The sequence below is a fragment of the Streptomyces sp. NPDC041135 genome (assembly GCF_055592085.1).
Genome location: NZ_JBVIYZ010000003.1, coordinates 280617 through 305486, shown reverse-complemented (window position 1 = coordinate 305486; position 24870 = coordinate 280617). Strand labels below are relative to the sequence as shown.

The following is a 24870-nucleotide window of genomic DNA, read 5'->3' as shown; positions in this document are numbered from 1 at the left end:
CACATGATCACACCATCGCGTGAATCGCGGACAAACCCGGAACTCACGCCTCGGGATGTGGTGTTGGCTCCATGGCGGGCACGGCAGGCGCGGGCGCCCCTGTTCGCGGTCGCGGGCGACGGCGCCCGCGGGTCACGTCCGCCGGCTGCCGGGCGCCGGGTTCACCTGGATCAGCGCGTGGGTGCCGCCGGTGCGCCAGCGCCCTGGCTCCGCCGCGTCCAGCGCGGCCTCGGTGGCGGCGTCAAGGCCGGTGACCACCTCGGACTTCAGGGTGCGCAGCGCGGCGACCGGGCCGGGGAAGCGGGCGGTGACCTCGTGGAAGGGCGTGGTCGGCGGCCACCGCCGGTCACCCACCAGGCGGCGGTAGTTGAGGTCGCCCTTGACGACGGTGAGGGAGGCGGCGGCGAAGTCGGCGCGCAGGTCCTCGGGCGCGTCGGCGTAGGGCAGCGGGGCGCAGGAGAAGGGGTGGGCCCGCACGGTGAGGCGGCCGTCGGCCATGGCCGCCCACAGCAGGCGCCCGTACCCGGCGGCCGCGCCCGGCGCCGCGGTGAGCCGGCGCAGCGCGTCGACGACGTCGGCGGTGGTGGCGTCGGAGACGTAGTACGGGTAGGGCTTGACGTGCAGCACCGCGCGTGCGGCGCGCCCCTCGGCGAGGAGGTGGGCGATCAGCAGCAGGTCGGGGATCAGTTCGCGGCCCGCGTTGTCCGCGACGAGGCAGAGGGTGCCGGCGGCGGAGGGCGTGAGCAGCGACCAGAGGGTGTCGCTGTCGTCGGCGACCAGGGCGGGCACGGCCTGCCGGGCTTCGGCGCCCGCGGCGGAGAGGCGGAAGCCGAGGTCGGCGCGGTTGCCCCAGAGCGAGCCGTGCAGCAGGGCCCGGGCCCGCTCGGGCTCCGGCCGGTCCTGGAGGCGGTCGAGCGCGGCCAGTTCGTCGTCCGTCTCCGGGGCGTCGAGTTCGGCGCGCTTGAAGGGGAGGAAGGGGTCGATGCCCTGCCAGGGTCCGGGGCGGAAGTAGCCGACGGCGTCGAGGAGCCGGCGGTAGAACCAGCTCTCGGACCACAGCCACGGCACGTCGAACCAGGACCGCCCGGTGTACGCGGCCAGGCCCCAGTCGTGCCAGCGGTCCCGGTCGGGCGCGTCGGCGGGGAGCGGCTCGATCACGCCCCGCGTGCAGCCGGCCAGCAGCTCGTCGAGCGCGCGGTGCTGCCCGGGGCCGTACGGGAAGGCGTCCCGGACCTGGCGGATGATGGCGGGGTGCCGTTCGGCCAACACGCTGTGCGGGAAGGAGCCCGTCTCGTCGGCGAGGAGCACGGGCGCGCTGGGGGTGTCGGGCATGGGCGCCACGCTACCGCTCCGGTCATACGTTCCTGATCTCCCGCTCCAGCTGCGCGGCGAGCGCCAGATAGCGGGGCCGGCGGTGCACCGGGACCAGGCCCCGGATCGACAGGTGCCACATCTCGGCCACCCGGCGCGGCAGCCGGCCGACGGGTTCGAGGGAGCGGCCCGCGATCCGGGTGCCGACGAAGAAGCAGACCAGTGAGTGGGCGACGGCGTGGACGTCGACGTCGGGGTGGATGTCGGACTCCCGGACGGCGCCCGTGAGTTTGCGGGTGGAGAACTCCAGCCACTCGGTGAAGGGATGGCGCAGCGGCGGCCGTACGGCGACGTCCGCGGTGGCGAGCCGGAGCCCGGCGCGCGGGACCGGATCGGCCACGGCGAGGCGGGCGAGCCCGAACGTGACGCGCATCAGCGAGTCGAGCGCGGACTGGCCGCGCTGCTCCGCCTCCGTCACCACCCGGCGGGCGGCCTCGGACTGCAACTCCAGGATCGCGTGCGCGAGGTCCTCCTTCGCCGCGAAGTGGAAGTACAGCGCCCCCTTGGTGACCTGGGCGTGGTCCACGATGTCACTCAGACTGGTGGATTCGTAGCCGTGCCGGTCGAACAGGTCGGCGGCGGCCGTGATGATCGTTGCGCGGGTCTGCTCGGCGCGTAACTGCCTGGCCATCGACGGGACTCTCTCTTCTCGCGGCTCAAAAGAACGGGACGTGCGGTTTGTTTCTGACCCCACGCATACGATAGCTCACCGTACGACAGGACATCGCGGGTGTGCCGAGCCCGTTCCGCACCCGGATCACTCCGGTCTCCGGCCGCCCGGACCCGTCCTGGTCCGGCATCGGGCGAGATCAGGGCACGTTCCCCTCTCGGTGAGCAGTGGAATTCCGGTGCGGCGCGGGGTCGGTGGCTTGCCGTTGCGTGATCGCCACGATACGAGCCGGGCGGTCGGTTCTCAATGGCCTCTCCAGGGGCTGTCCGGCGCATCTCGCTCTGCGAGACGCGCCCCCGCGCCGGGCGTGCGGGGGCCGGGCACGCGCGCGGGCGGCTGAACGCGGCGGCCGCGGGCGCCGTACTGGACGCCGCCATGTCTTTTCCCGCGCCCACCGAGGAGACGTCCCGGATGAGTCGGACGACCGCCCGCCTGGGCGTCCTGGGGGCCGCAGCGGCGGCCCCGCTCCTGCTGCTGCCGTGGACGGCCGGGCCCGCCCAGGCCCATGGCGCGCCCACCGATCCGGTCAGCCGGGTGTACGCCTGTTCGCCCGAGGGCGGCGCCGCGTCCGGGTCGGCGGCCTGCCGGGCCGCCGTCGCGGCGAACGGCGCCCCCTTCACCGCGTGGGACAACCTGCGGGTGGCCGGCGTCGGCGGCCGGGACCGGCAGGTGATCCCGGACGGCAGGCTGTGCAGCGGCAACCTGCCCGCCTACCGCGGGCTGGACCTCGCGCGGGCGGACTGGCCGGCGACGCGGCTGACCCCGGGCGGCCGGATGACGATGACGTACGCCTCGACGATCGCGCACACCGGCAGCTTCGCCCTGTACCTCACCAGGCCCGGCTACGACCCGGCGAAGCCGCTGACGTGGTCCGACCTGCCCGCGCGTCCCTTCGCCGAGGTCACCGACCCGCCGCTGCGCGACGGGGCGTACCACTTCACCGTGACGCTGCCGCCGGACCGGACGGGGCGGCACGTGCTGTACACGGTCTGGCGCAACACGAGCACGCCGGACACCTATTACTCGTGTTCCGACGTGCGGTTCGCGGCGACACGAACGGCCGGAAGCGGCGCCGCCCGGTCGGCGCAGGCGCCCCCGCACGCGTCCACGACGGCGCCGGTGCCGTCCTCGGCGAGCGCGCCGGCCCGGCACCCGTCGGCCACCGCGAGCGGCCCGGGCACCGCCGTGTCCGAGCGCGCCGCACCGGCCGGGAACGCCGGGAGCGCCGGTGGCGTCCGCCGGGATGCCGGCCGGAGCGGCACCCCGGCGGTCTCGGCCACCGGCGCGGCATCGGGCCCCTCGGCGCCCGTGCTGGCGGGCGGCGCCGCCGCGGTGCTGCTGCTCACCGGGGGCGCCGCCCTCGCGCTGCGTCTGCGCCGGCGCTGACCGCCGGGCGGACGCGGCTCAGTTGACGTAGACCGCGGCACCTCCGTCGGTGACCGGGCCGTACTTGGCGGTGAAGTAGCCGTTGGCGAAGCAGAGGGAGGAGCCGGAGACCTTCGCGAACTGCTGGTTGGCGAAGGCGATCGTGTTGCCCGTGTTGCTGGCCGTGCCGGTCAGGCTCGCCCCCTGGTAGACGCAGGTGACCGTGCCCAGCAGGGTGCGCAGCTTGACCGTGGTCTGGATGGTCGAGCCGCTCGGCGGGGTGACGTTGAGGGCGCCGGCGGAGGTGACGGTGGCGCTGAAGGGCAGGTGGTCGATGGTGATGCCGGAGACGCCGAGCACTCCGGTCACGTTGCTGGTGCAGCTGCTGCTGTTGAACGTCTGCGCGGTGACCGACTCGGTGGCCGTGCCGGGCGCCGTCGGGTTGCCGGTGACGGTGGCGGTGAACTGCGAGGACGTGCAGGTGACGCCGCTGGTACCGGTCGCGCTGGAGTAGAACGTGGCCGAGGTGCCACTGGCCAGCGGCGCGGTGAGCACGTGCCCGACGGGGACGGCGGCGCCGCCCGGGCCGCCGGTGGTCAGCACGGCGGAGGCGGCGGCGGAGGCGGAGGCGGGAACGGCGGCCGAGAGCGTCACGGCGGCGACGGTGGCGGCCAGGGAGAGTAAGGATCGAGTACGCATGCGGGTGCCTCATCTCTGAAGTGGGGAGACGGCTCGAACGGTGGGAACGGCCCGGGAGAGCCCGCCGTCGCCGGTCCGGGACGCCTTCTCCGTACGTCACGGACCGGCGACGGCGGACGACCGGGCAGCGGTCGTGGGCCTCGCGGAAAGGGCTTCCCCGGCCGGGCCGGGGTGAGGTGGGGCGGCCGTGCACGGACCGGGAGGAAAGCGGCCGTGCCGGAGGCGTGCCGAGGCGGAGCGGAAGGTGCACGGGGGCCGGGAACGCGGCTCGTGCGGCCGCTCGGCGGGTCCGGCGCCACGGACCCGAGGAAACCAGGGAAGTTGTAGACCTGAACAACCGTCAGCGTCAAGCGCTTGTGCGGGACCGGCAGCCGGGCGGGCCGGGAGACGCGCGGCCCCGCGAAGCGGGTTGCCTGGTCGCCGGCGCTGACCGGAAAACACCTGGCCGCGCCGTCGATACCGGGCCGGCGCCCTTTTTTCACACGTCTCTTGACCCTTCAAAGTAACCGGCGGTAACTTCCCAAAGGCTACTGCTGCGTAACGAGAAAGCCCTTGCACCCGCCGGGAGTGCCGGGAGCGTGCGCCGCGGTCCCCGTCCGCGCCAGGACAACGCGCCACTGAAGCCCAACCCGCATTCCCTATGCCCACGGGAGCAGACATGGCCTCGTCCCCGGACTTCTCGTCCGCCGACCACGACTCCACCAGCCCGTCAGGGGCTTCCGGACCGGTGCCACCACCGGCGCCCCCTGCCGCCGGGGACGGCGAGCGGCGCGGGCGGGTCCGGCTGCGCCGGGCCGCGGTGATGGCGGTGCCCGCCACCCTGGTCGCCGCGGCGCTGGCGGTGCTCACCGCGCAGGGGGCGCTCGGTGTGCAGTTCGCGATCTCCGGCATGCCGTTCACCGTCACCGCGACGGAACTCAACGGCACCGGCTTCGAGCAGTTCGGCGCCCTCGACAACATGGCGGAGGACAGCCCCAACGCCGGCGACACCGGCGGCCAGGTGCTCGTCATCACCTCCGCGATCAAGAAGGCCACCCTGACCAAGCTGTGCCAGAGCGTCGACCTGGGCGGCACCAACCTGCTGATCACGGCGGGCAGCGGCGCGCAGAAGGTCTCCGCGAGCGACCTCACCACCGACTCCACGGAGCTGTCGGGTGACGCGTCGTTCGACAACATCGAGATCGGCAACGACGCCAGCACCCTGACCAAGGCCAACGCCAAGGGACCGATCGGCGTCTTCAGCCAGCAGGCGGACACCGTGCACATCGGCAACCTGCGGCAGACCAACTACGCGACCACGGCAGGGGTGTTCAAACTGCCCGGCCTGCGGCTGCGCTTCAGCGACTCGGGTTGCTGAGTCCGGTGCCGGGGCGTCCACGAGGAGAGCGGCGGGGGACTTTCCACCAGTGGCGGGCCCGCCGGCCGTTCTGGGGCGGGCTGCTGCTGGCCCTGGGCGGGGCCGAGATCCTGCTGACCGAGAAGGCGTCGCTGAAGGTCGTCCTGCACATCGGCATGCAGGGCCTGGCGGGCTATCTGCTGCCGGCGCTGATGGTGATCCTGGGACTGCTGATCCTTTTCAACCCCACCCAGCGGCTGTTCTACTCGATCACCGGCATCCTGCTGTCCCTGGGCACCTGGCTCACCTCCAACCTCGGCGGCTTCTTCGTCGGCCTCCTCCTCGGCGCGGTCGGCAGCTGCCTCACCTTCGGCTGGCTGCCCGACCAGGAACCCCGGGTGAGCCGGCGCCGGCGGCGCCGGCAGGCCCGGGCGGCACGCGAGTGCGGGGCCACGGCGGCGGACGGCGACGCGGCACCTCCGGCGGACGCGGCCGGTGCCGCGGCGGCGGAGCGTTTGGGCGGCGGGGCCGCGCGTCCCGGGCAGGGGCCGGTGCGGCAGGCCTGAGCCGCGGGACACGAGCCCGGCGGGTGGCCCCGGTCCGTCACAGCCGGGCGAGCGCGGGCAGCAGTCCGGCCGCCGCCGCGACGTCCGCGGTCAGCGGGCGGTCCTCGGTGCCGGACGGCAGCGCGGCCGCCGCGAGCGTGTACGCGGCCACCGGCGGAGGCGCCGGACGCAGTCGCAACGCCCGCACGGCGACGACGAGTTCGCAGGCCAGCACGGTGGTGTAGGCGTCGGCGGCCCGCTGCGCCTGCCGGGCCGCCTGCCCCGCGAAGGCGGCCGCCTCCTCCAGCCCGTGCGAGAGGACGGCGTGGCCGGCGGAGGCGGGGGCGGCGCAGGAACGCAGCTCGGCGAGGGCCGAGTTGGCCGTGTACTCCAGGATCATCGTGCCCGAGCTGCCCGCCGGGCCCACGGCGAGGAAGGCGGGCAGGTCGGTCAGGTCGGCGCGGCCGAGCGCGGACAGGCGCGCGGCGCACAGCCGGGCGGTCTGCAGCAGCGCCAGGTTCAGGCCGTCCAGGGCGAGCCCCAGGGGCGCGGCGAAGAAGCCGCCGTGGTGGTAGAGGTCGCCGTCGGGGGCCAGGACGGGGTTCTCCGTGGGGCAGTTGATCTCGGTCTCGACGACCCGGCGCAGCCGCCCGGACGCCTCCAGGGCGGCGCCGTGGACCTGCGGGAAGGCGCGGAAGCCGTACGGGTCCTGGATGCGGTGCCCGGTGGTGACCGGCCGGTCGGGCAGGCCGAGCAGCCGGCGCACCTCGGCGGCGGCGCGGGCCGGGCCGGGGTAGGGGCGCAGGGCGTGCACCTGGGCGGCGTACGCCTCCGGTGACCCGGAGACGGCGGCCAGGGAGAGGGCGGCCACGGCGTGCGTGGCGCACAGCAGCACCTCGGCCTCGTGCGCGGCGAGCGCGGCCTGGCCGAGGGCGAGGGCGTTGCTGCTGAGCAGCGCCATCGCGTCGCCCGCCCGCAGCTCGACCGGCGCGGGCAGCACCGCGGGGGGCCGGGCCGGCCGCAGCGCCGCGGTGCTGGTTCCCGGGCCGGTGGCGGTACCGGTGCCCGTGGCGAGGCCTCTGCCGCTGCCGCAGCCGTCGGCTCCCGGACCGCCGTGGCCCGGAGCGTCGTAGCCCCGGCTGTCGCTCTCCTCGGGGCCCAGCCACGGCCGCTCCCCGATGAGGGTGAGGCCCGTCTGCGCCAGGGCCGTGAGGTCGCCGGTGCCCACGCCGCCGTAGGTGCTGACCGCGGGGTGGACGCCGAGGCGGAGGGCGTCGGTGAGGGCGGTGACGAAGTCCGGGTGGATGCCGGAGCCGCCGGCCAGCAGCTGGTTGGCGCGGACGGCGAGCATGGCACGGACCTGGCGGGCCGGGACCAGCGGCCCGGCGCCGCCCGCGTGGCTGCGCAGCAGCCGCAACCCGTGGTCGCGCTCGTCGGCCGCGGCGACCGGCACCGAGCGGTGCGCGCCGACACCGGTGCCGCGGCCGTACCAGCGTCCGGTGGCGGCGAGCCGGTCGGCGGCCTCCCGGGCGCGGTGCACCCGGTCGAGCGCCTCGGGCGCCACCACCGGTTCGGCGCGGGCGTCGGCGAGCCGCACCAGCCCGGGCAGTTCCAGACCGCGACCGTCGAGCACGACGCGGGTGGCCCCGGCGTCCGGGGGCACCCGCGTCGAGCCGTCGGCGGTCGCGTCCAAGGGCGGTGGTCAGCCGAGGCCGGCGGAGGCCAGCCACGCCTTGGCGACGTCCAGCGGGTCCTTGTTCTGCGACTGGACCTGGGTGTCGAGGTCCAGCAGGGTCTGGGTGTCGAGCTTGGCGGAGACGGCGTCGAGCGCGTCGGCGCCCTTCTTCGGCAGCGCGCTCTTGTACACCAGCGGCTGGATGTTCTCGAAGCCGAAGAGGTTCTCCGGGTCCTGAAGGACGACGAACTTCTCCTTGGAGATGGTCGGGTCCGTGGTGAAGATGTCCGCGGCCTGCACGGTGTTCTTCTTCAGCGCGGTCTGGGTCAGCGGACCGCCCGCGTCCAGCGCCTTGAACGACTTGAACTCCAGGCCGTAGACGTCCTTCAGGCCGGCCAGGCCCTGGCGGCGGGTCTGGAACTCCGGCGAGGCGCCGATGGCCAGGTCGCCGGCGGCGGCCTTGAGGTCGGCGATGGAGGATTTGCCGGTGAGGTGGTACTTCGCGGCGGTGGCCGCGTTGACGGTGACCGAGTCCTTGTCCTGGGCGGGCGAGGGGGCGAGCAGCGTCAGCTTCGGGTCCAGCTTGGCCTCGATGGCCGAGGTGGTCGCCCCCACGGACTTCGGGGCCGCCTTCGGGTCGAGGTAGGCCAGCAGGGCGCCGTTGTACTCGGGCAGGACCGAGATGGTGCCGTTCTTGAGCAGGCCGTAGGTGGTCTCCCGGCTGCCGATGTTCGGCTTGTAGGTGACCTTGATGCCCTTGGCCTTCAGGGCCTCGCCGTAGATGTCGGCGAGCAGGATGCTCTCGGCGAAGTTGTTGGACCCGACGACGACCGTGTCGCCGCTCGCCTTGCCCTCGGCCAGGGGGTTGTCGCCGTTGTCGTCGGAGTCGGAGGAGGAGCAGCCCGCCAGCAGGACCGTCGTCGCGGCGAGCGCGACCGCCGCCACGCCTCGGGTCTGCCGGATGAGCCTGCTGCTGTGGGTTGTCGAAGTCACCCGCTGATCCAATCCAGCGGGTTCTCGGTCAGTCAAGTGCCGCCTGGTCACCGATTGGCGTCGATTCCCGTCCATGTCAGTCCAGTTGCGCGCGCGGCGCGGTCGTTTCGTAACGGAGTCTTCACAAAGGGCGGGCTGCTCGATCGTTCCAGGCGCCTGTAGGGTCACGGCAGTTGCTCTCGGTCACAGCGGAGTACGGGGCCCGCTTCGGTGCCGTGACGTACGACACGCAAGGCACCCATGAAGGAGGCCCGGTGTCCACGAACCAGGTGGACGCGCCCGCCCGGCACGCCCCGCAGCGAGGCGGTGTGCGGGGTTTCGCGGACCGCTGGCCCTTCCGGCGCAAGCTGAACCTGCTGGTCGGCATCCCGCTCGTGGTGGTCACCGTCCTGCTGGCGTACCTGGTCACCGACCTGCTGCGGCAGTCCGGCAGTGCCGCGTCGGCGGCCCGGCTGGTGCGCGACAGCAGCCAGGTGGCCCGGCTGGTGGACCGGGTGGAGGCCGAGCACCAGCAGGCCATCCTGCTCTCGGCGCGCTACGAGTCCGGCGACGCGCGGCCCTCCACCGCGCCCTACCGGGCCGCCCGGGCGGCGGTCGACGCCCAGGTGGCGGAGGTCCGCGAGACCTTCGGCGACCGGCTGCCGGACAGTGAGGCACGGGCGCTCAAGGAGATCGAGGGCCTGTCCAGCCTGCGCGCCTCCGTCGAGCAGTCCTACCTGCCGGCCGACAACATCGACCCGGCCTACGCCAGCGCCGCCGACGGCCTGATCGACGGCCTCGGCCTCGACCGCAACGCCGACCTCGCCACCACCTTCACCGGCAGCCTGCTGGACTCCCTGCTGCGCGCCGACGCCGCCCACGGCGCCTTCGAGACCAACGTGTTCGCGGCCACCACCGGTGACACCAACGCCCTGATCGAGTTCACCAACGCGGTCGGCGCCCACGACCTCTACACGCACCAGGCCGACCGTTTCACCCGGTTCGCCACCGAGCGGCAGGCCGGGCAGCTCACCGGGATCGAACACAGCCCGGCGCAGCTGAGGATCGCCGAGTCGTACGCCGAACTGCGCGTCGACACCGGCCGGCTGGAGCCGGGCAGCCGGTCCGAGATCCGCGCCGCGGTGACGGACGCGCTCGGCGACTATCCCGACTACCCCCGGCAGGCCGCCGCCCGGCTGCGGATCACCACCTCGCTGATCGGGCAGATCGCCGACCGGGCCGACGGCGCCGCACGGTCCGCGCGCTGGCACGCGGGGCTGCTGCTGACCGCCGCGCTGCTCGGCTTCGCCCTGTGGATCGCCTTCGCCGTGCTGGTGCGCCGCTCGGTGATCCGCCCGGTGCAGGCCCTCACGGGCGTCGCCGCGGAGGTCGCCGACGTGGCCGGACGCGAGCTGGCCCGGGTCGCCGACGACGACGCCGAGGACGACGGCCCGCCCCGGCTGCGGGACGTGCCGGTCACCGCGCGGGACGAGATCGGTGAGCTGGCCACCGCGTTCAACCGGGTGCAGACCACGGCCGCCGCGCTCCTCGAACGCCAGGTGCTCAGCCGGCGCAACACCGCCGAGATGTTCGGCAACGTCGGCCGCCGCGTCAGCAACCTGTCGACCCGTCAGCTCGCGCTGATCGACGCCGTGGAGCGCGGCGAGACCGACCCCGCGCTGCTGGAACGCCTGTACTCCATCGACCACATCGCCGTCCGCCTGCGCCGCAACGCCGACAGCCTGATGCTGCTGGCCGGCATCCGCGAGACGGTGCCGGACGCCGGCCCCACGGCACTGACGACGGTCGTGCGGGCCGCGCTCGGACAGATCGAGGGCTACCGGCGGGTACGGCTGTACGCGGCCTCGGACGCCGTGGTCGAGCCGGACGTCGTCGGCGACCTGACCCTGATGCTGGCCGAACTCCTGGAGAACGCCGCGTCGTTCTCCCCGGAGGGCAGCCCGGTCGAGGTCACCGTCCGCGCCGGCGCCGACGGCACGCACGTCGTGGTCACCGACCACGGCCTCGGCATGAGCGCCGAGCGCCTGGCCGAGGAGAACGCCCGCCTCGTCCGGCGCGAGCGGCTCGACCTGGTGCCGACCAAGGTGCTGGGCCTGTTCGTGGTGGGCGCCCTGGCCCGCCGCTGGGAGATCGGCGTCGAGCTGACCCGCACCCCGGGCGGCGGTGTGACGGCGGAGGTGACCCTGCCCGTCGCGCTGCTGCTGCCGGCGGGCCCGGCGGCGCCCGCGGCCCCGGCTCCCGCCGCGAGGGCGACGGCCCGGGAGAGCGCGGCCGGGCCGGTGCCCGCGCGGCCGGCGCCCGCGCCGGCGAGGCAGGAGACCCCGGACCCCGTCGCCACCAGGCACGCGCCCCCGGCCCCCGACGCCGGACCCGACCGGACCGCTCCCGCCGCACCCCCCGGGCAGCCCGTCCCGCTCCCCCGCCGCACCCCGCGCCGGGAAGCCGCCCTGCCGGCCGGCACCGCCGCCGGCCCCGAGGCCCCGTCCGCCGAAGGCGCCCCCGGAGCCGGCCGCTCCCTGCGCCGCCGGGTCCGCGGGGCCACGCTCGGGGCGACGGCCGGAGCGGCACGGGCCGTGCCGCGGACGGCGCCCGCGCAGGACGCGGCGGCCGTGCGCGACGCCCTGGAGGAGTTCGAGGCCGCGGTGGAACGCGCCCGGCGCGAAAGCGGCGACGGCACGGACACCGGCACCGGCACAAACACCGGCGGTACCGAGACCGGCGGCGCCGCGGCCGCGGGTCCCGCCGCGGCTCCCGTACCCCACCCGGCGACCCCGTCGCACCACCAGCACCACCTCCCGGAAGGAGCCGAGCAGTGAGCACGTCGACAGGTGACACCCCGACGGGCGGCAGCACGCCGACCGATCTGCGGGCAGCCGCGGCCGACTTCACCTGGCTGCTGAACCGTTTCGCGACCGAGACCGCGGGCGTGGTCGACGCGATCGCCGTCTCGTCCGACGGCCTGCTCATCGCCGTCTCGGAGCTGCGCGAGCGCGCCCACTCCGAGCGGCTCGCGGCGATCGTCTCGGGCATCACCAGCCTGGCCGCCGGCGCCTCCGGCAACTACGGCCTCGGCGGCCTCAACAAGGTCATCATCGACCTGGAGGGCGGCCATGTCATCGTCTCCGCGATCGGCAGCGGCGCCGTGCTCGGCGTGGTCACCGGCAAGGAGGCGAAGCTCGGCAACATCGCCTACGAGATGACGCTGTTCGCCAACCGCGCCGGTGCCGCCCTCAGCCCGCAGCTCGTGCTGGAACTGAAGAACAGCGTCGGCGCCGCGCCGACCCGCTGAGGAAGAGAAGACAGCCATGGCGGACGGCTCCCCGGCCGCGGACCCGGACCCGGTCGGCCCCGCCCCCGCCGTACGGCCGTTCCTGGTCACCGCAGGCCGGGTGGCGGACGCCGCCTCCGGCCGGGCGCTGCCCGTCGAGACGCAGGTGGTGGCCACCACCGCCGGGCTGGACGCGCTCGGCCGGCTGTCGTTCGAGCGGCACGACATCGTGGCCGCCTGCCGGCTGCCGCAGTCGGTCGCGGAACTCGCGGCCCGGCTGCGGCTGCATCTCAACGTGGTCCGGGTGCTGGCCGAGGACCTGCGCGACGCCGGGCACCTGACGGTGCACGTGCCCGACCCCGGCGCCGTCCACGACGCATCCGTCCTGCGCAGGCTCATCGACGGCCTCAGGGCCGTCCCCGACTCCCGAGGGGTACCGAGTGACACCGACTGAACCGCTCACCGGGAACGGGGCCGCACCGGCCGCCGTACGGCCGCCGCTGCCGGTGAAGATGGTCATCGCGGGCGGCTTCGGCGTGGGCAAGACCACCGCCGTGGGCGCGATCTCCGAGATCGAGCCGCTGACCACCGAGGCGTCGATCACCGAGGTCGCGGCGGGCGTGGACGACCTCACGCACACCCCGCGCAAGACGACCACCACGGTGGCGATGGACTTCGGCTGCCTCACCATCGACCCGACGCTCAAGCTGTACCTGTTCGGCACGCCCGGGCAGGAGCGGTTCGGCTTCATGTGGGACGACATCGTGGAGGGCGCGCTCGGCGGTCTGGTCGTCGTCGACACCCGCCGGCTCGACGACTGCTACGCGGCCGTGGACTACTTCGAGCACAAGGAGATCCCGTTCGCGGTGGCGGTCAACGCCTTCGACGGGAAGGTCGAACACGCCCTGGACGAGGTCCGCTGGGCGCTCGACGTCTCCGACGGCGTCCCGGTCGTGGTGTTCGACGCCCGGGACCGCGGCTCGGTGCGGGACGCGCTGCTCGTCGTACTGGAGCTGGCGCTGGCCCGCACCGGGCACTAGCGGTGCCGGGTCAGCCGCTGCGGCGTACCCCGGGCGAGACCGTGAAGCGGCCCACGGCCCAGAACAGCCCCAGGGTCGCCAGCGCCATCGCGGCGACCAGGGTCGCGCCGCCGACGACCTTCTCGTAGTTCTTCTGGTAGAGCCCGTCGATGATGAACCGGCCGAGCCCGCCGAGGCCGAGGTAGGCGGCGATGGTGGCGGTGGAGACGATCTGGATGGCCGCCGAGCGCAGCCCGCTGAGGATCAGCGGCGTGGCGACCGGGAGTTCCACCTGGAACAGGATGCGTGACTCGGTCATGCCCATGCCCCGCGCGGCGTCCACCGGCGAGGGGTCGACCGAGCGGACCGCCTCGTAGGTGGTGACCAGGATCGGCGGGACGGCGAGGACGATCAGCGGGACCATCACCGGCAGCATGCCGAAGCCCAGCCAGATCACCATCAGCACCAGCAGACCGAAGCTGGGCAGCGCCCGCCCGGCGGTGGCCACCAGGGCGAGGACGTTGCCGCCGCGCCCGAAGTGCCCCGTGAGCAGGCCGACCGGCAGCCCGATCAGGGCCGCGTAGGCCAGCGCCTCCGCGGAGTACCCGAGGTGTTCCACGAGCCGGGTGGGGATCCCGTCGTAGCCGTGCCAGTGGGCGCCGTCGCTGAAGAAGGCGCGGACGAAATCGAGGACGTTCACCGGGCGGCGCCCTTCCGCGGCATCCAGGGGGTCAGCAGGAGGCGTACGACGACCAGGGCGGCGTCGGCGAGGACGGCCAGGACCGCCGTGGTCAGGACGGAGTTCACGGCGAGTTCGGGCCGGTGGTAGATGTTCGCGTCGTTGAGCAGGTTGCCCAGGGCGCCCTGGTTGCCGATGAGCATGCCGACGCTGACCAGCGAGATGCTGGACACCGTCGCCACCCGCAGCCCGGCGATGATCGCGGGCACGGCGATCGGCAACTGCACCTGGAGGTAGCGCCGGACGGGTCCCAGTCCCATCGCGGTGGCCGCGGCCAGGGTCTCCTGGGGCACCGAGCGGACGCCGTCCACGATCGCCGGGACCAGCACCACCAGGCTGTACACCGCGAGCGGGATCATCACCGTGGTCTCGGTCTGGCCGGTGTAGTCGATGAGGACGACGAAGAAGGCCAGCGACGGCACGGCGTACAGCACCGTCGTCACACCGAGCACCGGCGGGTACAGCCAGCGGAACCGCACGCAGAGCTGGGCGACGGGCAGCGAGACGACCAGCCCGGCCAGCACCGGCAGCAGGGCCTCGCGCAGGTGCAGGCCGATCAGTCCGGCGTAGCTGTGCTGGAGGTCGCTGGGGATGTCGAAGAAGCCGCTCACCGGGCGGCCCGCACGTCGGTCCGCTCCACCGCGTGCTCCGGCCCCGCGTCCGCGCCGGCGCGCTCCGCCACCCGGCTGTGGGCGGCGCGGATCGCCTCGCCGATGGCGGGCTGGGAGACGACGCCGACGGCGCGCTGTTCCCCGTCCACGGCCACGGCCCAGCCCGTCGGCGAGAGCACGGCCCCGTCGAGCGCGGTGCGCAGCGAGTCCCGGCCGGGCACGAAGGGCCGCCCGTACGGCAGCAGGCGCGCGGGGTCGATCTGCCCGGCGGTGAGGGAGCGCGGCTCGGCCCAGCCGAGGGGCCTGCCGTCGAGGCCGGTGACGAGGAGGTAGGGCGTCTCGCCCGCGGCGCGCGCCGCGAGCTGTTCCGCGCTCGCGTCGATGGCGACGACCGGGGCGGTCTGCAACGGCAGTTCGCCGGACGGGAAGAACGACAGCCGGCGGATGCCGCGGTCGGCGCCGAGGAAGTCCTCGACGAAGGCGTCGGCCGGTGCGCTCAGCAGCTCGGCCGGGGGCGCGAACTGGGCGAGCCTGCCGCCGGTGCGCATGACGGCGACCATCGTGCCGAGCTTGATCGCCTCGTCGATGTCGTGGGTGACGAAGACGATGGTCTTGCCCAGCTCGTCCTGGATGCGCAGGAGTTCGTCCTGGAGTCCCTTGCGGACGACCGGGTCGACGGCAGAGAACGGCTCGTCCATCAGCAGCACCGGCGGGTCCGCCGCGAGCGCCCGCGCCACACCGACGCGCTGCTGCTGCCCGCCCGAGAGCTGGTAGGGGTACCGCTTGGCCAACGAGGCGTCCAGGCCCACCCGTTCCATCAGCTCCGCCGCCCGCGCCCGGGCCTTGGCCTTGCCCCAGCCGAGCAGCCGGGGCACGGTCGCGATGTTGTCGAGGATGGTGCGGTGCTGGAAGAGACCGGCGTTCTGGATGACGTAACCCATCGACCGGCGCAGCGTGTTGACCGGCTGCTGCCGGATGTCGGTGCCGTCGAGGAGGATGCTGCCCTCGCTGGGGTCCACCATCCGGTTGATCATCCTGAGGGTCGTGGTCTTGCCGCAGCCGGAGGGGCCGACGAGGACCGTGATCGAGCGGTCCGGTATGTCCAGCGACAGCCGGTCGACCGCGACGGTGCCGTCCGGGTACCGCTTCGTGACTGCATCTATCCGTATCAAAACGCCGAATGCCCTTCGGGTTTGGCGGAGGTCCGCCCGGTTTCGGCCACGGTGCCATGGCGCGGGCCGTTGCCGGGAAAGTCTAGACGGCGAGTGTTTCGGCACGTCGGCGGGAGAGTGAACCGGTTCTCGGGGCGGGGTGGCCGGGCACGCCGGACATGGCCGGGCGCCCGGGCCCGCGATCGGGTCCCGGGCGCCCGGTGCGCTCAGGCCTCGCCCGGCTCCAGCCGCAGCGAGATGCTGTTGATGCAGTACCGCTGGTCGGTCGGGGTGGGATAGCCCTCGCCCTCGAAGACGTGCCCCAGGTGGGAGCCGCAGCGGGCGCAGCGGACCTCGGTGCGCAGCATGCCGTGGGTGCGGTCCTCGACGAGTTCCACGGCGTCGGTGTCCTTGGGGTCGTAGAAGGACGGCCAGCCGCAGTGGGACTCGAACTTGGTGCCGGAGGTGAACAGTTCGGCGCCGCAGGCGCGGCACGAGTACACGCCGCGGGTCTTGGTGTCGGTGTACTCACCGGTGAAGGCCGGCTCGGTGGCTGCCTGGCGCAGCACGGCGTACTCGGCCGGAGACAGCTCCGCCCGCCACTGCTCGTCCGGCTTCTCGACGTCGTACGACATGAGTCTCAGCCCCTTACTTGGCCAGGCGGTCCAGGATGCGCGGGCCCAGGTCGGTCACGTCACCCGCGCCCATGGTGAGAACGAGATCACCGGGCTTCGCCATTCCCGCGACCACCGAGGGGATCTCGGCCTTGTCGTGCACGGCGGTGACGTCGGCGCCCGCGGCCCGCGCCGACTCGATGATCAGGTCGCTGGTCACCCCGGGGATCGGGTCCTCGCGGGCCGGGTAGATGTCGAGGACGACCGAGGCGTTCGCGAGGGCCAGGGACTGGCCCATCTCCTTGCCCAGCTCCTGGGTGCGGGAGAACAGGTGCGGCTGGAAGACGACCAGGATGCGGGCGTCACCGGCGGCCGCGCGCATCGCCTCCAGGTCGGCGGTCATCTCGGTGGGGTGGTGGGCGTAGGAGTCGATCACCTGGACGCCGGCCGCCTCGCCCATCAGCTGCAGGCGCCGCTTCACGCCGGTGTAGGCGGCGAGGGCGGGCGCCAGCTCGCCGGCCGGGACGCCGAGGGCCGCGCCGGCGGCCAGCGCGGCGACCGCGTTGTGGGCGTAGTGCCGGCCGGGCACGGAGACGGTGAAGGTCAGCTCCCGGCCGTCGAGGAGGACGGTGACCTCGCTGGTGAGTCCGTGCGGGACGACCGACAGCACGCGGACGTCGGCGTCCGCCGCCTCGCCGTACGTCACCGTCCGCACCGAGCCGGCCAGCCGCCGGGTCAGCTCCCGGGCGCCCTCGTGGTCGGCGGAGATCACGAGGGTGCCGCCGGGCACGATACGGCCCGCGAAGATCTCGAAGGACTCGTAGATCTCGTCCATCGAGGCGTAGTTGGCATGGTGGTCCAGCTCGACGTTGAGGACGATGGCGACCTCGGGCGCGTACGTGTGGAAGCTGCGGTCCGACTCGTCGGCCTCGGCGACGAAGATCTCGCCGGTGCCGTGCAGGGCGTTGGAGCCGGGCGCGTCCAGGTCGCCGCCGATGGCGTACGACGGGTTCAGGCCCAGTTCGCCCAGGGAGACCGCGAGCATGGAGGTGGTGGTGGTCTTGCCGTGGGTGCCCGCGACCGCGATCGGCCGCAGGCCCTCCATCAGCGCGGCCAGCGCGTCGGAGCGGTGCACCACCGGGACGCCCAGCTCGGCGGCGCGGGCCAGCTCCGGGTTGTCCTGGCGGATGGCCGAGGAGACGACGACGCAACTGGCGTCGTCCGCGAGGTGCCCGGCGGCGTGGCCGATGTGCACGGTGACGCCCAGCGCGCGCAGCGCCTCGGCGGTCGCCGACTCCTTGGCGTCGCTGCCGGCCACCACGGCGCCGCGCTGCGCGAGGATCTTGGCGATACCCGACATTCCGGCGCCGCCGATGCCGATGAAGTGCGGTCGGTCCATGGCGACAGGAAGGCCGGGTGCCATGCGTTTCTCCCAGAAGACGGTACGAACAAGACCCGCCCTACCCTAAGCGCTCCCACCCCACCCCCCGGGCAGGCCCCGCCCCCCAGGGGCGCGAGGAACCGCGCACAGTCACCCCCACCCACCCGCACCGGCGAAGAAACCGCACCCCACCCCACCACCCCGCCAAAAAGCGGAGCGCTACGCCTTGCTGTGCGAGAACAGCTTCAGCACCGGCACCCCCACCTTGTGCCGCGCACGGGACGCCCAGTCACGGTGGAAGAACTCCTCCACGTAATGCGGATCGGTCAGCACGATCACCTCGTCGGCGCCCACCTCGGCCACCAGCGACTTCAGCGCCTCCAGCGGATGGTCCTCGACCAGCCGCCCTCCCGCCTCACTCCCCGCGCCCCGCAGCGCCTGCAAGGACACCGCGAGGGCCCGCTCCCCCACGCTCCTGGCCTCGTCCCCCTCAGGGGTCTCCCCCTCGCGGACCGCGTCGTCCAGTTCGCCGAGCGCGATGTCGTCGATGGCCCGCAGCAGGCGGTCCGCCTGGTCGCCGCGCGGCTGGAGCAACACGTGGAAGGAGACCGGCTCGTCCCCGTGCAAGGTGGTGACGAACTCCACGTCGGCGGAGGTCAGGGCCTTCTCGATCATCAGAACGCTTGTGAACACCAGGCGCCTCTTCTCCTTCGAGAGCCGGACGGCCCTCAGTCCTGCGCAGGGCCGTCGTGCGGACCCTGCGGAAACCATCCTGCCCCGTGATCGCACAGGTACTGCCGTATTTGTTGCGCCGGTCGGAAGCCGACCGCGCGGATTGGTTCCGCCGAGGTCAGGAGCGGCGGTACCGGGTGAAGAGGAAGCCGTCCTCCTCCAGCAGGGACGTGAGGGCGAAGCGGCTCGGGACGGCGACCGGCGGCCCCCCGGCGATCCGCTGCGCGTCGCCCGCCGTGAGCATCGGCGCGACGGTCAGGCACAGCTCGTCCAGCACGTCGGCGGCGACCAGCTGGCCGAGCAGCCGGGGGCCGCCCTCGGTGAGCAGCCGGGTGTGGCCTGCGGCGGCGAGGGCGCGTACGGCACGGGCGGGATCGACGCCGGTGCCGTCGCCGGCGACGAGCACCCGGGCACCGGCCCGCTCGGCGGCGGCGATCCGGTCCGCGGCGGCGGCCGCGCCGGTCAGGACGAGGGTGGGCACCAGGGGCGAGGTGAACAGCGGGAGCGAGAAGTCGAGGTCGAGCCCGGCGGTGACGACCGCGATCGCCGGGGCGGGCCCCTGCCCCGCGGCCTGCCGGGCGGCGGCGAACTCGGCCCGCGCGCGAGCCGGGCGGTACCCCTCCTGCCGTACCGTCTGCGCGCCCACCACGATGACGTCGGCGAGCGCGCGCAGCGTGCCGAAGACCCGCATGTCGGTGTCGCTGGAGATGGGCTGGGAGCGGCCCTCGTGCTGGGCGGCGCCGTCCAGGGTGGAGACCATGTTGGCCCGCAGCCACGGCCGCCGCCCGCCGGCCCCGGGGTCCGGATAGGCGTAGGCGGCGGCCAGCTCGGCCAGGCTCCACCGGCGCCCGGCGCCCTCGCCGGCCCCCGTGGCACCGGCGGCCACCCCCGTCCCATGGGCTCCGCCGGCCCCCTCCGCGCCCCCGCCGGAGGCCTGGGCTGCTGTTTCTTCGGTCACAGGGAACAGGCGTCGCATCCGTGCAGTCTGACACGCGGCTTAGCATGGGTAACCGTGTCGTCCTCCACCGCCGCCTCCGGCCTCAGCCCCATAGCCGACGCGACCCCGTTGTCCCTGTGCGCCCGCGAGCCGCACGTCCCCGCGGACCGGCTGGTCGCCGAGATGGTGCCGCCGCCGCGGTTCGACTCGGCCCGCTTCGCCACGTACCTCCCGGACCCGAACCAGCCCAGCCAGACCGAGGCCGTCCGGGTGCTCGAGGGCTTCGCGGCCGGGCTCGGCGGCGCGCCGGCCACCGGCTCGGGCAGGCGCGGCTTCCTCGGCCTCGGCAGGTCCAGGGCGCCGAAGGTCCCGGCGGGCCCCCGCGGTGTCTACCTCGACGGCGGCTACGGCGTCGGCAAGACCCACCTGCTCGCCTCGCTCTGGCACGCCACCCCCGCGGAGCCCGCCCGCAAGGCGTTCGGCACCTTCGTGGAGCTGACCAACCTGGTCGGCGCCCTCGGCTTCCAGCAGACGGTGCAGACGCTGTCCGGGCACCGCCTGCTGTGCATCGACGAGTTCGAGCTGGACGACCCGGGCGACACCGTGCTGGTGTCCACGCTGCTGGGCAGGCTGGTGGAGGCGGGTGTCGCGCTCGCCGCGACCTCCAACACGCTGCCCGGGAAGCTGGGCGAGGGCCGGTTCGCGGCCGCCGACTTCCTGCGCGAGATCCAGGGTCTGTCCGCCCACTTCCGGGCGCTGCGCATCGACGGCGAGGACTACCGCCACCGCGGCCTGCCCGACGCCCCGGCGCCGTTCACCGACGAGCAGGTGACCCAGGCGGCGCACGCCACCCCGGGTGCCTCCCTGGACGGCTTCCCGCGGCTGCTGGACCACCTGGCCAGGGTGCACCCCAGCCGCTACGGCGCCCTGACCGACGGGGTGCGGGCGGTGTGCCTCACGGACGTCCGGCCGGTGCCGGACCAGTCGACGGCGCTGCGGCTCGTGGTGCTCGCCGACCGGCTCTACGACCGGGAGATCCCGGTGCTGGCGGCCGGGCTGCCGTTCGACCGGCTGTTCAGCGAGGAGATGCTGAACGGCGGCTACCGCAAGAAGTACTTCCGCGCGATCTCCCGCCTCACCGCGCTGGCCCGCGACGCCAAGGGCCTCGTGACCACCGGCTGACCACCCCCGCTCCCCCTAGTCGGCCGAGCCGCGCCGGTCAAGAGCCGTAACGCGCCACGCCAGCGGCATTTTTCACGCTCTCTCGCGCCCGAAACACGGAGTTAACCCTGCAAAGGGCGGTGCGGGGCTAACGTATTCCTTGACCATCCATTGACCATGGCTTGGTGTGCACTAGAGGTGCACGTCGGGGAGGGGAGGCGCATGTTCCGAGGCAGGACCCCCTGGATCGCGCCGCCGCCCTTCACCGCCACGCCGCTCACCCCGCCGTTCTTCTCGCCCGGCGGAAAATTCGCGTCCGCGTATACGAATCGTCAAGCCGAGGCCAGGGCTCAGCCCGGAATCAAGCACTCCTCGAACCCCCCGCGCGACGGTTCGCACACGTTCCGCGACACCGGCTCTCCCGTTCTCCCCCACATCCGTCGTGCCCGTCCGAGGCGCCACCGCCGCGCGCCAGGAGGAGTCCCCACAGATGCAGCCCCTCATCGACAACGCCCGTACCTTCGGACAGCGCCCTGAGGAGTTCGCCGGGCTGGCCGCAGGCCAGTCCCCGCAGGTCCTCTTCATCACCTGCTCCGATTCCCGGGTCGTCCCCGCCCTGATCACCGGCGCCCGCCCCGGCGAGCTGTTCGAACTGCGCACCGCGGGCAACATCGTCCCGCCGTACGCCTCCCCGCACCCCACCGCCGAGGCCGCCACCATCGAGTACGCGGTGGAGGTGCTCGGCGTCCGCGACATCGTCGTCTGCGGCCACTCGCACTGCGGCGCCGTCGGCGCCCTGGTGCGCGGCGACGACCTGACCGCCGTACCCGCCGTCCGCGACTGGCTGGCGCAGGCCACCCCGCGCCCGGCCGGGACCCCCGAGGACCCCGAGGTCGCCGAGGGCGTGCAGAGCCACGTCCTGACGCAGCTGCTGAGGCTGCGCTCCTACCCGTGCGTCGCGGCCGGGTTGGCGCGGGACCGGCTCGCCCTGCACGCCTGGTACTACGAGGTGCACACCGGGGCCGTACGCACGCACCGCCCGCAGACCGACACCTTCGAAGCCCTGTGAGCGCCCGATGACCACTCAACTGTTATCCCGCTTTCCCCATCTGCGGCAGGACTTCGCCGCCTCCCTCGTCGTCTTCCTGGTCGCGCTCCCGCTGTGCGTGGGCGTGGCCGTCGCCTCCGGTGTACCGGCCGAACTCGGCCTGGTCACCGGCATCGTCGGCGGCATCGTCACCGGCCTGATGCGCGGCAGCAGCCTGCAGGTGTCGGGGCCGGCCGCCGGGATGACCGTGCTCGTGTTCGAGGCGGTGCGCGAGTTCGGCCTGTCCGTGCTCGGCGTGATCGTGCTCGCGACCGGCGCGCTCCAGGTCCTCATGGGCGCCCTGCGGCTGGGGCGCTACTTCCGGGCCATCTCGGTCTCGGTCGTCGAGGGCATGCTGGCCGGAATCGGCCTGGTGCTGATCGCCGGCCAGCTCTACCCGGCGCTGGCGGCCAAGGCCCCGGCCTCCGGTCCGGGCAAGATAGCCGGGCTGCCCGGGGCGTTCGCACACGCCCTGGGCGACGGCCGGGCGGCGGCCTCGCTGGCCCTGGCGGCGGGTACCGTCGCCGTCCTGGTGCTGTGGAAGCGGCTGCCCGCGAAGGTGCGTACGGTGCCGGGTCCGCTCGCCGCCGTGGGCCTCGCCACGCTGGCCGTGCCGCTGCTGAGCCTGCCGGTGGCCACGGTCGAGGTGCGGGGGCTGCTGGGCGTCGTCCAGCCGCCTCCGCCGGCCGCGTTCGCCGAGGCGGCCGGCTTCGGCCTGCTCGGCACGGTCGTCGCGTTCACCCTGATCGCCTCCGCCGAGTCGCTGTTCAGCGCGGCGGCCGTGGACCGGCTGCACGACGGTCCGCGCACCCAGTACGACAAGGAGCTGCTCGCCCAGGGCGCGGGCAACACCGTGTGCGGGCTGCTGGGCGCGCTGCCGATGACCGCGGTGATCGTGCGCAGCGCGGCCAACGTCCAGGCGGGTGCCCGTACGAAGGCGTCCCGGGTGCTGCACGGCGTCTGGCTGCTGCTGTTCGCCGCCCTGTTCCCGCAGGTCCTCGGCTACATCCCGATCCCGGCGCTCGCGGGCATCCTCGTCTACTCCGGCGCCAAGCTGATCCCGGTGCGCTCGCTGGCCGCGCTGTGGCGCGAGCACCGCGGTGAGGCGCTGATCCTGGCGGTCACGGCGGTGTCCATCGTGGCGGTGAGCATGTTCGAGGGCGTGCTCGTCGGTCTGGCGCTGTCGGTGGTCAAGACCGCGTGGGAGGCGTCGCACATCCGGCTCGAGGTGATCGACAAGGGCGCGGGCCCGGTCGAGGCCCACCTGTCGGGCAACGCGACCTTCCTGCGGCTGCCGAGGATCCTCGACAGCCTGGAGGCGCTGCCCCAGGACCGGCCGGTCCGGCTGGACCTGTCGGGTCTGCACCACCTGGACCACGCCTGCCGTACGGCGCTGGAGAACTGGGCCGAGCGGCACAGCGCGGCCGGCACCGAGCCGGTGCGGATGACCGTGCCCGCCCAGGCGGCGCGCGCCGCCCGGGCCGCCGCCTGACCCGGACGCCACCCGGCCCGCACCGCCCGGCCGCGCGGCCCCCTGCCCGCCCATGGCTTCACGCCCTGGGCGGGCATATCGTTGCATGAACGCACGAAACGCGTGGAACCTCACCATCCGGGACCGGCGGCGGGCGGCCGGGACCGGTGAGGCCTCTGGGCGAGGAGGTCGACATGCTCCAGGAACTGCTGACGGCCGTCGCCGTGGTGGGCTCCGCCGGGGTGGTGTACGTGGCGGCGGCGGCCCGCGTGGTCAAGCAGTACGAGCGCGGCGTGCTGTTCCGGCTCGGCCGGCTGAAGGGTGAGGTGCGCTCGCCGGGCCTGACGCTGGTGATCCCGTTCGCGGACCGGCTGCACAAGGTCAACATGCAGATCGTGACGCTGCCGGTGCCCGCCCAGGAGGGCATCACCCGGGACAACGTGACCGTCCGGGTGGACGCGGTGGTCTACTTCCGGGTGATCGACCCGGCCAGCGCCCTGGTGAAGGTCGAGGACTACAAGTTCGCCGTCTCCCAGATGGCGCAGACCTCCCTGCGCTCGATCATCGGCAAGAGCGACCTCGACGACCTGCTGTCCAACCGGGAACAGCTCAACCAGGGCCTGGAGCTGATGATCGACAGCCCGGCCGTCGGCTGGGGCGTGCAGGTGGACCGGGTCGAGATCAAGGACGTGTCGCTGCCGGACACGATGAAGCGCTCCATGGCCCGCCAGGCCGAGGCCGACCGCGAACGCCGGGCCCGGATCATCAACGCCGACGCCGAGCTCCAGGCCTCCAAGAAGCTCGCCGAGGCCGCCCAGCAGATGGCCGCGACACCCTCCGCCCTCCAGCTGCGGCTGCTGCAGACCATCGTGGCGGTGGCGGCGGAGAAGAACTCCACCCTCGTCCTGCCCTTCCCGGTGGAACTGCTGCGCTTCCTGGAGCGCGCCCAGCTGCCCGGCCCGGACGGCGGCCAGACACCGCCCGCCGCCTGAGGCGGATCACCCGGGCGGGCGTACGGGTGCCCGGGCGGTGGCATACGTGCAGCGAGAGGCCCTGGGCGGGCGGTGCGGGTGCCGTGCGCCGCGGGAGCGAGAGCCGGTCGACGCGAGGGGATGGTCCGGTGGCGGACAAGGACAAGGACGCGAAGAAGCACCGCAGGACCGGACACGGGAGGCACGGGGGGCTCGCGCAGCGGCTGCGGCTGCCGGCCGGCGAGCGGCCCGACCTGCGCGCGTACGACGCCTCGGCCACACCCGGCGCCCCCGGGGGCAAGTCCGACGCCCTCGCGGCCACCGCCGGGCTCGGCGAGCGGCTGGCCGGGCTCCAGGAGCGCCTGTACGCGTCGGCCACCGCGGGCGACCGCCGCCGCGTCCTGCTGGTCCTTCAGGGCATGGACACCAGCGGCAAGGGCGGCACGGTCAAGCACGTCATCGGCCACTTCAACCCCTCCGGCTGCCGTATCCGGGCGTTCCAGGCCCCCACCGAGGAGGAGCGGCAGCACGACTTCCTGTGGCGCGTGCGCCGCGCGCTGCCCCGCCCGGGCGAGATCGGCATCTTCGACCGCTCCCACTACGAGGACGTCCTGGTCGCCCGCGTGCGCGGCCTCGCCCCGCGCGCGGAGATCGACAGCCGCTACGACCGCGTCAACGACTTCGAGCGGGCCCTGACCGAGGACGGCGTGACGGTGGTCAAGTGCTTCCTGCACATCTCCTTCGACGAACAGCGCCGCCGCCTGCTGCGCCGCCTCGACAACCCCGACAAGCACTGGAAGTTCAGCCCCGAGGACATCGACGACCGGGCCCTGTGGCCCGCCTTCCGCAAGGCCTACGAGAAGGCCCTGGAACGCTGCTCGACACCGGACGCCCCCTGGTACCTGGTCCCGGCCGACCGCAAGTGGTACCGCAACTGGGCGATCTCCCAGCTGCTGCTGGAACACCTGGAGGCCCTCGATCCGCAGTACCCGAAGGCGGACTTCGACGTGGCCGGGGCCCGGCGGCGGCTGCTGGACGGGACGTGACGCGGACGGCCGGGCGGGGTACCCGTCG

At 73.8% G+C, this 24870-nt stretch carries 24 protein-coding genes; 12 read left to right on the top strand and 12 right to left on the bottom strand.

Annotation, left to right across the window (positions count from 1 at the left end; all coding sequences use genetic code 11):
* Positions 1-132 precede the first annotated feature (132 nt).
* Positions 133-1332: a damage-control phosphatase ARMT1 family protein gene (locus ACZ6CZ_RS09605; protein ID WP_469017179.1), complete on the bottom strand. Its 1200-nt coding sequence runs from the start codon at positions 1330-1332 to the stop codon at positions 133-135.
* A 22-nt stretch (positions 1333-1354) separates the two neighbouring features.
* Positions 1355-2002, bottom strand: a complete 648-nt coding sequence (locus ACZ6CZ_RS09600; protein ID WP_469017176.1) for a ScbR family autoregulator-binding transcription factor — start codon at positions 2000-2002, stop codon at positions 1355-1357.
* A gap of 450 nt (positions 2003-2452) precedes the next feature.
* Here ACZ6CZ_RS09600 and ACZ6CZ_RS09595 point away from each other — a divergent pair, with 450 nt between their 5' ends.
* Positions 2453-3427 (top strand): lytic polysaccharide monooxygenase auxiliary activity family 9 protein, encoded by a 975-nt coding sequence (locus ACZ6CZ_RS09595; RefSeq protein ID WP_469017173.1) that lies wholly within the window; start codon positions 2453-2455, stop codon positions 3425-3427.
* Positions 3428-3445: 18 nt separating this feature from the next.
* Here the strand turns inward: ACZ6CZ_RS09595 and ACZ6CZ_RS09590 are convergent, their stop codons facing one another.
* Positions 3446-4105, bottom strand: a complete 660-nt coding sequence (locus tag ACZ6CZ_RS09590) for a Tat pathway signal sequence domain protein (protein WP_469017170.1) — start codon at positions 4103-4105, stop codon at positions 3446-3448.
* A 658-nt stretch (positions 4106-4763) separates the two neighbouring features.
* Here ACZ6CZ_RS09590 and ACZ6CZ_RS09585 point away from each other — a divergent pair.
* Entirely contained in the window at positions 4764-5462 is a 699-nt protein-coding gene (locus ACZ6CZ_RS09585; protein WP_469017167.1) for a DUF6230 family protein, read from the top strand.
* Between the two features lie 5 nt (positions 5463-5467).
* Positions 5468-6007, top strand: coding sequence for a DUF6114 domain-containing protein (locus ACZ6CZ_RS09580; RefSeq protein WP_469017164.1), 540 nt, complete (start codon positions 5468-5470; stop codon positions 6005-6007).
* 37 nt (positions 6008-6044) lie between these two features.
* Here ACZ6CZ_RS09580 and ACZ6CZ_RS09575 read toward each other — a convergent pair whose 3' ends face one another.
* Positions 6045-7679, bottom strand: coding sequence for an aromatic amino acid lyase (locus ACZ6CZ_RS09575; RefSeq protein WP_469017162.1), 1635 nt, complete (start codon positions 7677-7679; stop codon positions 6045-6047).
* 9 nt (positions 7680-7688) lie between these two features.
* Positions 7689-8654: an ABC transporter substrate-binding protein gene (locus ACZ6CZ_RS09570; protein ID WP_469017159.1), complete on the bottom strand. Its 966-nt coding sequence runs from the start codon at positions 8652-8654 to the stop codon at positions 7689-7691.
* Between the two features lie 254 nt (positions 8655-8908).
* Between ACZ6CZ_RS09570 and ACZ6CZ_RS09565 the strand changes: the two genes are divergently transcribed.
* The 4 genes from ACZ6CZ_RS09565 to ACZ6CZ_RS09550 are packed head-to-tail and all read left to right on the top strand — an operon-like array spanning position 8909 to position 12962.
* On the top strand, positions 8909-11470 hold the full coding sequence (locus ACZ6CZ_RS09565) for a sensor histidine kinase (RefSeq protein WP_469017157.1): 2562 nt from the start codon (positions 8909-8911) through the stop codon (positions 11468-11470).
* Entirely contained in the window at positions 11467-11943 is a 477-nt protein-coding gene (locus ACZ6CZ_RS09560) for a roadblock/LC7 domain-containing protein (protein ID WP_469017154.1), read from the top strand. The genes ACZ6CZ_RS09565 and ACZ6CZ_RS09560 overlap by 4 nt, the downstream gene beginning before the upstream one ends.
* A gap of 16 nt (positions 11944-11959) precedes the next feature.
* Complete coding sequence (locus ACZ6CZ_RS09555) at positions 11960-12376, top strand: DUF742 domain-containing protein (RefSeq protein WP_469017152.1); 417 nt, start codon at positions 11960-11962, stop codon at positions 12374-12376.
* Positions 12363-12962 carry a GTP-binding protein gene (locus tag ACZ6CZ_RS09550; protein ID WP_469017150.1) on the top strand — a complete coding sequence of 200 codons (600 nt, stop codon included), beginning with the start codon at positions 12363-12365 and terminating at the stop codon, positions 12960-12962. Before ACZ6CZ_RS09555 ends, ACZ6CZ_RS09550 begins: the two co-directional genes overlap by 14 nt.
* A 10-nt stretch (positions 12963-12972) precedes the next feature.
* Here the strand turns inward: ACZ6CZ_RS09550 and ACZ6CZ_RS09545 are convergent, their stop codons facing one another.
* The 7 genes from ACZ6CZ_RS09545 to ACZ6CZ_RS09515 form a co-directional block, all read right to left on the bottom strand.
* Entirely contained in the window at positions 12973-13641 is a 669-nt protein-coding gene (locus tag ACZ6CZ_RS09545; RefSeq protein ID WP_469017147.1) for an ABC transporter permease, read from the bottom strand.
* Entirely contained in the window at positions 13638-14291 is a 654-nt protein-coding gene (locus ACZ6CZ_RS09540) for an ABC transporter permease (protein ID WP_469017145.1), read from the bottom strand. The genes ACZ6CZ_RS09545 and ACZ6CZ_RS09540 overlap by 4 nt, the downstream gene beginning before the upstream one ends.
* Positions 14288-15463, bottom strand: coding sequence for an ABC transporter ATP-binding protein (locus tag ACZ6CZ_RS09535; protein ID WP_469017142.1), 1176 nt, complete (start codon positions 15461-15463; stop codon positions 14288-14290). The genes ACZ6CZ_RS09540 and ACZ6CZ_RS09535 overlap by 4 nt, the downstream gene beginning before the upstream one ends.
* Before the next feature lie 206 nt (positions 15464-15669).
* Positions 15670-16077: a peptide-methionine (R)-S-oxide reductase MsrB gene (msrB, locus tag ACZ6CZ_RS09530; protein ID WP_469017140.1), complete on the bottom strand. Its 408-nt coding sequence runs from the start codon at positions 16075-16077 to the stop codon at positions 15670-15672.
* 13 nt (positions 16078-16090) lie between these two features.
* Positions 16091-17479 carry a UDP-N-acetylmuramate--L-alanine ligase gene (murC, locus tag ACZ6CZ_RS09525; protein ID WP_469017137.1) on the bottom strand — a complete coding sequence of 463 codons (1389 nt, stop codon included), beginning with the start codon at positions 17477-17479 and terminating at the stop codon, positions 16091-16093.
* A 177-nt stretch (positions 17480-17656) separates the two neighbouring features.
* Positions 17657-18130, bottom strand: coding sequence for an indole-3-glycerol phosphate synthase (locus ACZ6CZ_RS09520; protein ID WP_469017134.1), 474 nt, complete (start codon positions 18128-18130; stop codon positions 17657-17659).
* Between the two features lie 157 nt (positions 18131-18287).
* Positions 18288-19145 (bottom strand): pyrimidine reductase family protein, encoded by an 858-nt coding sequence (locus ACZ6CZ_RS09515; RefSeq protein ID WP_469017132.1) that lies wholly within the window; start codon positions 19143-19145, stop codon positions 18288-18290.
* A 36-nt stretch (positions 19146-19181) separates the two neighbouring features.
* Here ACZ6CZ_RS09515 and zapE point away from each other — a divergent pair, with 36 nt between their 5' ends.
* From zapE to ACZ6CZ_RS09490, 5 genes are all read left to right on the top strand, one after another.
* Positions 19182-20288: a cell division protein ZapE gene (gene zapE / locus ACZ6CZ_RS09510; RefSeq protein WP_469017130.1), complete on the top strand. Its 1107-nt coding sequence runs from the start codon at positions 19182-19184 to the stop codon at positions 20286-20288.
* Positions 20289-20757: 469 nt separating this feature from the next.
* The gene (locus ACZ6CZ_RS09505; RefSeq protein ID WP_469017128.1) at positions 20758-21336 is read left to right on the top strand and encodes a carbonic anhydrase; all 579 of its coding nucleotides are present in this window, start codon (positions 20758-20760) and stop codon (positions 21334-21336) included.
* Between the two features lie 7 nt (positions 21337-21343).
* Entirely contained in the window at positions 21344-22846 is a 1503-nt protein-coding gene (locus ACZ6CZ_RS09500; protein ID WP_469017125.1) for a SulP family inorganic anion transporter, read from the top strand.
* A 173-nt stretch (positions 22847-23019) separates the two neighbouring features.
* Positions 23020-23817 (top strand): slipin family protein, encoded by a 798-nt coding sequence (locus tag ACZ6CZ_RS09495; RefSeq protein WP_469017122.1) that lies wholly within the window; start codon positions 23020-23022, stop codon positions 23815-23817.
* Between the two features lie 128 nt (positions 23818-23945).
* Complete coding sequence (locus ACZ6CZ_RS09490; RefSeq protein WP_469017120.1) at positions 23946-24842, top strand: PPK2 family polyphosphate kinase; 897 nt, start codon at positions 23946-23948, stop codon at positions 24840-24842.
* The last annotated feature ends 28 nt before the right edge of the window (positions 24843-24870 follow it).

Excerpts from the sequence above, each read along its gene's own strand:
- ACZ6CZ_RS09595 (WP_469017173.1), top strand. The coding sequence starts at position 2,453 with ATGAGTCGGACGACCGCCCGCCTGGGCGTCCTGGGGGCCGCAGCGGCG.
- murC (WP_469017137.1), bottom strand. The coding sequence starts at position 17,479 with ATGGCACCCGGCCTTCCTGTCGCCATGGACCGACCGCACTTCATCGGC.
- ACZ6CZ_RS09590 (WP_469017170.1), bottom strand. The coding sequence starts at position 4,105 with ATGCGTACTCGATCCTTACTCTCCCTGGCCGCCACCGTCGCCGCCGTG.
- ACZ6CZ_RS09495 (WP_469017122.1), top strand. The coding sequence starts at position 23,020 with ATGCTCCAGGAACTGCTGACGGCCGTCGCCGTGGTGGGCTCCGCCGGG.
- ACZ6CZ_RS09600 (WP_469017176.1), bottom strand. The coding sequence starts at position 2,002 with ATGGCCAGGCAGTTACGCGCCGAGCAGACCCGCGCAACGATCATCACG.
- ACZ6CZ_RS09555 (WP_469017152.1), top strand. The coding sequence starts at position 11,960 with ATGGCGGACGGCTCCCCGGCCGCGGACCCGGACCCGGTCGGCCCCGCC.
- ACZ6CZ_RS09505 (WP_469017128.1), top strand. The coding sequence starts at position 20,758 with ATGCAGCCCCTCATCGACAACGCCCGTACCTTCGGACAGCGCCCTGAG.
- ACZ6CZ_RS09605 (WP_469017179.1), bottom strand. The coding sequence starts at position 1,332 with ATGCCCGACACCCCCAGCGCGCCCGTGCTCCTCGCCGACGAGACGGGC.
- ACZ6CZ_RS09515 (WP_469017132.1), bottom strand. The coding sequence starts at position 19,145 with ATGCGACGCCTGTTCCCTGTGACCGAAGAAACAGCAGCCCAGGCCTCC.
- ACZ6CZ_RS09500 (WP_469017125.1), top strand. The coding sequence starts at position 21,344 with ATGACCACTCAACTGTTATCCCGCTTTCCCCATCTGCGGCAGGACTTC.
- ACZ6CZ_RS09585 (WP_469017167.1), top strand. The coding sequence starts at position 4,764 with ATGGCCTCGTCCCCGGACTTCTCGTCCGCCGACCACGACTCCACCAGC.
- msrB (WP_469017140.1), bottom strand. The coding sequence starts at position 16,077 with ATGTCGTACGACGTCGAGAAGCCGGACGAGCAGTGGCGGGCGGAGCTG.